The 287-nt window shown below is 67.2% G+C and carries 1 protein-coding gene; it reads right to left on the bottom strand.

Translation table 11 applies throughout. The features are described from left to right. Positions 1–287 (bottom strand): AAA family ATPase (locus NE591_RS15610; protein WP_371130642.1); only part of this gene is annotated, 287 nt, incomplete at both ends.

Raw genomic sequence — 287 nt, forward strand, 5'->3', positions numbered from 1 at the left:
GCGCGGGAAAGCACGAACGTCTCCTCGTCTTCCCTCGCACCCGCGCTCGCGTCCGCCCCCGCCGACCGCGCGAAAAGCAGCGAGCCCGCTCGCTCGGCCCCCTCGGGCTTGGAGGTGTTCCGGTTTCCTCGAGCCTCTTCCCAACCGAACAGCACGCCGCCCACAAAGGAGGCCACGGTCGTCTTGCCCGCCTCGTTGGCGCCGAGGACGATGTTCATGCGATCGATGAAGGGCCCGACCACCGTATCGTGAAAGCGGCCGAAGCGCTCCAAGTGGATAGAGCGAAG

This window comes from Adlercreutzia sp. DFI.6.23, from assembly GCF_024462535.1.
Classification (GTDB): Bacteria; Actinomycetota; Coriobacteriia; order Coriobacteriales; family Eggerthellaceae; genus Adlercreutzia; species Adlercreutzia rubneri.